Annotated in this window: 5 protein-coding genes; 2 read left to right on the top strand and 3 right to left on the bottom strand. The window is 73.4% G+C overall.

Annotated features, from left to right (window positions below):
* Positions 1–72 precede the first annotated feature (72 nt).
* From ABT263_RS33935 to ABT263_RS33925, 3 genes are all read right to left on the bottom strand, one after another.
* Complete coding sequence (locus ABT263_RS33935; RefSeq protein ID WP_352296519.1) at positions 73–2,049, bottom strand: phosphocholine-specific phospholipase C; 1,977 nt, start codon at positions 2,047–2,049, stop codon at positions 73–75.
* Positions 2,050–2,101: 52 nt separating this feature from the next.
* The gene (locus ABT263_RS33930; RefSeq protein WP_352296517.1) at positions 2,102–3,547 is read right to left on the bottom strand and encodes an endonuclease/exonuclease/phosphatase family protein; all 1,446 of its coding nucleotides are present in this window, start codon (positions 3,545–3,547) and stop codon (positions 2,102–2,104) included.
* A gap of 282 nt (positions 3,548–3,829) precedes the next feature.
* A complete protein-coding gene (locus ABT263_RS33925; protein WP_329491338.1) occupies positions 3,830–4,303 on the bottom strand; it encodes an SRPBCC family protein in 474 nt (157 codons plus the stop codon).
* 285 nt (positions 4,304–4,588) lie between these two features.
* On the opposite strand from ABT263_RS33925, the gene ABT263_RS33920 reads away from it, so the two are divergent.
* Together ABT263_RS33920 and ABT263_RS33915 are read left to right on the top strand one after the other, a co-directional pair.
* The gene (locus ABT263_RS33920; RefSeq protein WP_329491337.1) at positions 4,589–5,644 is read left to right on the top strand and encodes a mechanosensitive ion channel family protein; all 1,056 of its coding nucleotides are present in this window, start codon (positions 4,589–4,591) and stop codon (positions 5,642–5,644) included.
* Between the two features lie 101 nt (positions 5,645–5,745).
* Entirely contained in the window at positions 5,746–6,690 is a 945-nt protein-coding gene (locus tag ABT263_RS33915; RefSeq protein ID WP_502885907.1) for a SigB/SigF/SigG family RNA polymerase sigma factor, read from the top strand.
* The last annotated feature ends 56 nt before the right edge of the window (positions 6,691–6,746 follow it).

Here is a 6,746-nt window from a genome sequence, read left to right as displayed (position 1 = left end):
GGCCGCGCCCCGGCCGGAGGTCACCGGTTCGGCGCCGCCGCCCGGGCCCGGGCCCGGGCGGCGGCGCCGGGGTCAGTGCACCCAGCCCGCGTACCGCTGGGTGAAGCGCAGACCGGTGCCCGCCGTCACGACGACGTCGTAGCGGCCCTGCTTGTCCAGCGGCCAGGCCAGGTTGGCCTGCTTGCCGGGCTTGACCCAGACCGTCTGCGCGGTGCCCGCGAAGTCGTTGGGCACCGCGGTGAAGCCGACGTCGGTCAGGCCGTCGTTGACCAGTTGGAGGGTGAGCCGGGAGGAGTCGCTCAGATCGGCCGTCACGATCGGCACGCCGATGTCGTTCTGGCCGTCCTCACCGTCCCGGACGACGGTGCCGGCGAAGCGGCGGACGAAGCCGTCGGGCCCGTGGACGGTGAAGTCGTACCGGCCGTGCGTGGCGGCGGCGTCCCAGACGTAGGTGGCGGTGGCAGCGGGCGCCACCGTGTACGGCGTCCCGGCGAACGGGAGGACGATGTTGGGGTAGACGGTGTAGGGGAAGGCGACCGAGCCGTGGTTGCTCATCGTGCAGGTGACCTTGCCGGTCTTCCGGTCCACCTCGACGTCCGCCCAGGGCTGGTAGGGCAGGTGACGGTGCGGGCGCTCGCCGGGCTCCTGGACGGGCATCGACTGGGTGCCGGCGGCGGGCAGCGCGACGCCGGGGAGCGCCGCCCCGGCGTCGGCCTTGGCCATCAGGGCCACGGTGTCGGGCAGCTCCGGTATCGAGAAGTCCGGGGCCGCGAAGTCGAAGCAGCTGGTGAGGTCGCCGCAGACGGCCCGGCGCCAGGCGGAGATGTTGGGTTCGGCGACCCCGGTGACCTGTTCCATGAAGCGCAGGACCGAGGTGTGGTCGAAGACCTGGGAGTTGACGTAGCCGCCGCGGGACCAGGGGGAGGCGACCCAGAGCGGTACCCGGTTGCCGAGGCCGATCGCGCGGCCCTGGGTGAACTCCTCGGGCGTACCGGCCTCAGGGGTGGGCGGCACCATGTGGTCGAAGTAGCCGTCGTTCTCGTCGTACATGACGAGGAAGACGGTGTGCTGCCAGACGGCGGGGTTGGACATCAGCGACTGGAGGGCCTGGTTCACCCAGTGCGCGCCGTACGCCGGGCCGGCGTTGGGGTGTTCGCTGAACAGGTAGGGCGCGACCAGCCAGGAGACGGTCGGCAGGGTGGCGTCCTTGCAGTGGGCGTCGAAGGCCGCCGGGTCGAACCTGGTCATCGCGTTGACGTAACGCGGGTCGTCCTTCGGGAAGTTGTGGAACTGCTTGAAGTAGGACAGGGCGTTGTCGTCGTAGTCGCCCGTCCGGTCGTCCTTGCTGGGGTTGTGGTAGACCCGCCAGGAGACGCCGGCCGCCTGCAGCCGCTCGGCGTAGGTCGTCCAGTCGGCGACGGGGTTGTCGGTCACCGGGGTGTTGTCGATCCAGGGGCCGGTGGTGCCGTCCCGGCCGGGGCCGCAGGTGCCCGTCCACAGGTAGAGCCGATTGGGGTCGGTCGGCCCGGCCAGCGAGGTGAAGTAGGCGTCGCAGAGGGTGAACGCGTCGGCCAGCGCGTACTGGTAGGGGATGTCGGCGCGGGTGAAGTACCCCATGGTGCGCTCGCCCTTGGCGGCGATCCACTTGTTCATCGCGCCGTTGTTGATCGCCTGGTGACCGGTCGCCCAGTCGTGCGGGAGGCCGCCGGCGTTCTGCGCGTTGTACTTGGCCGTGTCCATCCGGTACGGCAGCATCGCGCCGCCGTCGGCGCGCCCGGCGTCGGGCTGGCGGAACACGTCGGTGCCGTCCGGGAACCGGAGGGCCTGCTTGTCACCGAAGCCGCGGACGCCGTTCAGGGTGCCGAAGTAGTGGTCGAAGCTGCGGTTCTCCTGCATCAGCACCACGACGTGCTTGACGTCCTTGATGGTGCCGGTGAGCCGGTCGGCGGCGGGAGCGGCGCTCGCGGACGCGGCGGGCAGGCCGGTCAGTGCGGCGGCGCCGGCGGCCGCGGTGGCGCCGACGAAGGAACGACGGGAGAGATCGGACATGGCGAACTGGCCTCTCGGGGCGGGGGAGGGAGCAGGACGGGGCGGGAGGCCGTCAGAGCTGGAAGGTGGCGACCGCGGCGGCGCTGTCGGAGGGCCACTGGTTGGCGGCGATCGCGGCCGGGTCGGTCCCGGTGGCGGGCCAGTCGGCCACCAGGGTGTGCGCCTCGACCAGCTTCAGCGGGCCGGCGTACAGCACGTAGTCGATCCGGTCCTGCGGCTCCGGCCTGCTGCCCCGCTGCTTGCGGACCGGCGACCAGGTGGCCCCGGGCGCCTCGGCCGGGTTCCGGTTCTCCTCCCGGAAGCTGTCGGTCAGTCCGGCCTCCTGGAGGGCCACCGTGACCGGCCAGTTCAGCGGGCCGACCCCGCCGTGGCTCGCCGCGGTGGCCGCCGTCCAGTCCAGGTGCGAGGGCGAGGAGAGCGCGCCGGCGAGGACCACCGGGGTGTGCGCGGCGGCCTCGGCGCGGACGGCCGCGGCGAGCGCCGTGGCCTGCTGGAGGCGGGCGGAGGCGCTCTCCCCGGCGGTCACCTGGGCGGCGCTCTGGCCGTCCTGCACCGCGTAGGGGCCGTAGTTCGCCTCGTCCAGGTGGGCGGCCCAGAAGCGGACGCCCCGGCCGCCGGGCAGCTGCACCGTCACACCGGCCGCGGGCAGCCCGGCGGTGACCGGGGTGACGGCGGACAGCGGGTAGCGGCTGAGGACCCCGACGCTGCCCGCGCTCTGGTAGGCGTACCAGCCGAGCGCGGTGGCCAGGCTCCGGGCGGCGCTGCCGGCCGTCTCCTGGAGGGCGAGCACGTCCAGGCCCTGGGCGAGCACCACCCGCAGCTGCTTCTCCACCGCGTCGGTGAAGGCCGCGCCGGCCTCGGCGAGGTTCCAGCTCGCCACCTTCAGCCGCAGCGGCGCTGCCGGGTCCGCCACCGGGATCTGCACGGTGACGGTGTCGGTGGCGCCCCCGCTGTCCTTCACGCCGACGACCACCACCTCCGGGTTCTTCGGCGCGGTGGCGGGCGCGGTCCCGGTGAGGGTGCCGTCGGAGCCGACGGAGGCCCAGGCCGGGCCGCTGATCTTGCGGAACGCCGCGGTGCCCGCCGGGTTGCCGGCCGGCCGGGACCAGAGACCGCCGAGCTTGACCGAGACGGCGCCCCCGGGCGCCAGGGCCGCGGTGGTCAGCGCGTCGACCGCGCTGTGCGGGCGGACCACGGCGGGCTTGGGCCGGAAGGTGAAGGGCACGGTCTGCGCCAGGACGCCGTAGCCGTCCTTGGCGAGCAGGTACGCGGTGTACGGGCCGCCGGTCAGCGCCGAGGTGTCGAGCTGCACGTCCCCGGCGGCGGCCGGGGTGTACTTCCAGAGCAGCGACGAGCCGGTGCCGGGCTTCCTGCTGCCGTCGTAGATGCCGACCCAGTTCTTGCCGTCCGGGGCGTCGGTGCTCCAGTGGAAGGTGAGCCTGTCGCCTTCGACCGGGTTGGCGGATGAGCTGAGCGTCAGGGCGCTGCCTGCGGCCACGGTGGTCCTGTCCGCCGCGCCCGGGCGACCGGTCCGCGGGAGGGCACGGCCGGGCCCGTCCGCGGCTGGTCACGGAGATCGGGATGAGGGTTGCCGGCAGTTGGCTGTACAACTGCGGGCGACCCCATTCATCCCAAGGCCGGCGACGGTCGCATGAACGACGCATGACGCGGTGTCGGGCGCTACGGGAACTCCGGCCCCGACCAGGCCGCCGGCGCGGCGGGCGTCGATCGGGCGCGCTGGCGGGCGGGTGGACGGGCGGCGGTGCCGACCGGTGGGCGGTCAGGCCGCCCGGGGCGTGCCGGGGTCGGCGCCCGGAGGTGCGCTCGGCGGGCCGCCGTGGGCGGCTTCGACGAACTCCTTGAAGTCGTGCAGGTCGTCGATGACCTGACGGTCGACGAAACCCAGCGCCTCCCCGATCCGCTCCAGCAGACCCTGCGGCTCGACCTCCAGCTGGAGCATGATCCGCGTGCAGTCCTCCCCGAGACGGTGGAACGTCACCACGCCCGACTGCCGGACCTCCCCGGCCACCGCGGCCCAGGCCACCCGCTCGTCCGGCACCACCTCGGTCGTCGCGGCGTCGAACTCGCGGTGCGCGCCAGCCACGCCGACCACCCAGTGGGTGAGCTCCCCGCCCCGCCGCTCGATGCTGACCACGCCGCGCATGAAGCGCGGGAAGTCCTCGACCTTGCGCCACTGTTCGTACGCCACCGCGAGCGGCACGTCGACCAGGACCGACTCCTCGATCTGTGTCATCACGTTTCCCTTCTCCGCCGAGGTCCGACCGCCGGGCCGGCGGTCGGTCGTAGGGGCGCCTGCCCCGGCCCCGCCCCGGTATGCACCCGGGCCGACGATCCGTCAGACGTCACCCGGCCGGCCCAGCGCGGATCCGGCGGCGACGGGGGGACGATCGGCCGCCGGGCAGGCCGGGGGGTGGGCGGCGGGGCCGGAGCGGGTGTGGGCGGCGGAGCCGGGGGCAGGCGGGACCCATTCCCGCGGACCGCCCCCGCGGGACCGACCCGAGGAAGGGAACCGCACACCATGGGGTGGAGCCTCGTCCGCCTGATCGTCGTCGCCGCTTCGGCCGCCGTCGCCGCCTACGGCCTCAACCTGCTCACGGAGGCCGTGGCACGACTGGTCGCCGCACGCGGGCACACCGGTCCCACACCGACCCTGCTCCGCGCCTGTCGGCCACCCCTGCTGGCGGCCACCGCCTGCGGACTGATGCTCGCCGGGGAGCCGTGGGCCCGTACCGCCCCGGTCGTGCACGCCGCCGTCCGGCATCTGCTGGTGCTCGCGACCATCGCCGCCTGCGCCTGGCTGGCCGCGCGGCTGATCGCCCTGGCGACGAGCGGCGCGATGCAACTCGCCGGGCGGCGGCGCAACCCCGCCTGGGCGGGCCGGGCCCGGACCCAGGCCGGTCTGCTCGGCCGGATCTTCCAGGCCACCGTCGCCGTGGTCGCCCTCGGGGCGATGCTGATGACCTTCCCCGCCGTCCGGGGACTCGGGACCAGCCTGCTCGCCTCCGCCGGGCTGGTCGGCGTGGTGGCCGGGATCGCGGCCCAGAGCACCCTCGCCAACCTGTTCGCGGGCATCCAGATGGCCTTCGGCGACCTGATCCGGATCGGCGACGTCGTCGTGGTCGCCGGCGAGTGGGGGACGGTGGAGGAGATCACGCTCACCTCGGTAGTGATCGCCACCTGGGACCAGCGGCGACTGGTGATGCCGATGTCGTACTTCGCCGGCCGCCCCTTCGAGAACTGGTCGCGGCGCACCAGCAAGATCACCGGCACCGCGCTGTTCCACCTGGACCACCGCACCCCGGTGCCCGAGCTGCGGGCGGAGTTCGAGGCGTTCCTCGCCAAGAGCTCGCTGTGGGACGGCGAGGGCAGCGCCCTCCAGGTGGTCGACACCACACCGACCACCATCGTGGTGCGGGCCCTGATGACCGCGCCCGACGCCGACGCCGCGTTCGAGCTGCGCTGCCAGGTCCGCGAACACCTCGTCGGCTACCTGTGCGAGACCCATCCGCACGCCCTGCCCCGGGTGCCGGTCGCCCGCGCCGCAGGACGAGACGAGGCTCACATGTCGGGGTAATCACACCTTCTTTGCAGAATCACCACACATCAAAGGGGAATCGGTCCGAAGATCCCGGGTACACAGGGACAGACCGTCGCGGAACCGATGAAAGGACCGACATGGCTCCGTCCAGTGATGCTCTCCTCGCCCCTGTGTTCCCCGTTCAGGGCCAGGCCCGGCCGAGCGCCGGGCCTTTGGGAGCCACCTCCGGAACGCCCGGTCTCTCCGGCCTCTCGACGACCACGGAGATCACCGAGCTTCCCGCGCTCCCCGAGATCGCCGAACCGAGCGAGGTCTCCCCCGCCGACGCGCGTGAACTGACCCGGACCCTGCTGGCCCGGCTCGACGCACTGGAGGAGGGCACCCGGGAGTACTCCTACGTCCGGGCCACGCTGATCGAGCTGAACATCTCCCTGGTCCGCTACGCCGCCCGGCGCTTCAATTCCAGCCGCGAGCCGCAGGAGGACCTCGTCCAGGCGGGCATCGTCGGCCTGATCAAGGCGATCGACCGCTTCGACTCCCGGCACGGTGTGGAGTTCACCACGTTCGCGGTGCCGACGGTGCTCGGGGAGATCCGCCGCCACTTCCGTGACACCACCTGGGCCGTCCACGTGCCGCGCCGCCTCCAGGAGCTGCGGCTGACCCTGGCCAGGGCTCAGGAGCAGCTCACCCAGCGGCTCGACCGCGCCCCGACCGTCGCCGAGCTGGCCGAGCACCTGTCGCTCACCCCGGAGGAGGTGACCGAGGGGCTGACCGCCGCCAACGGCCACACCGTGGGGTCGCTCGACCTGGGCTCCGAGTCCACCGACGACGACTCCCGGGGCTCCCTGGCCGACCGGCTCGGCATGGAGGACGGCCGGCTGGAGAAGATCGAGAGCCTGGTCGCCCTGAAGCCCCTGATCGCCGCGCTGCCCGAGCGTGACCGGCAGATCCTCTCGATGCGCTTCACCGAAGAGCTCACGCAGTCCGAGATCGGCGCCCGGCTGGGCGTCTCCCAGATGCACGTCTCCCGGCTGCTCAGCCGGATCCTCGGCCGGCTCCGCGCCGGTCTGGACCAGGACTGACCGAGCGACCCCGGCGGCCGGGGCGCCACTCCTCCTGTGGGGCGTGCGCCTTGGCC

The sequence above is a fragment of the Kitasatospora sp. NPDC001603 genome, from assembly GCF_040298365.1.
GTDB lineage: Bacteria > Actinomycetota > Actinomycetes > Streptomycetales > Streptomycetaceae > Kitasatospora.
This window is presented reverse-complemented; position numbering and strand designations above follow the sequence as displayed.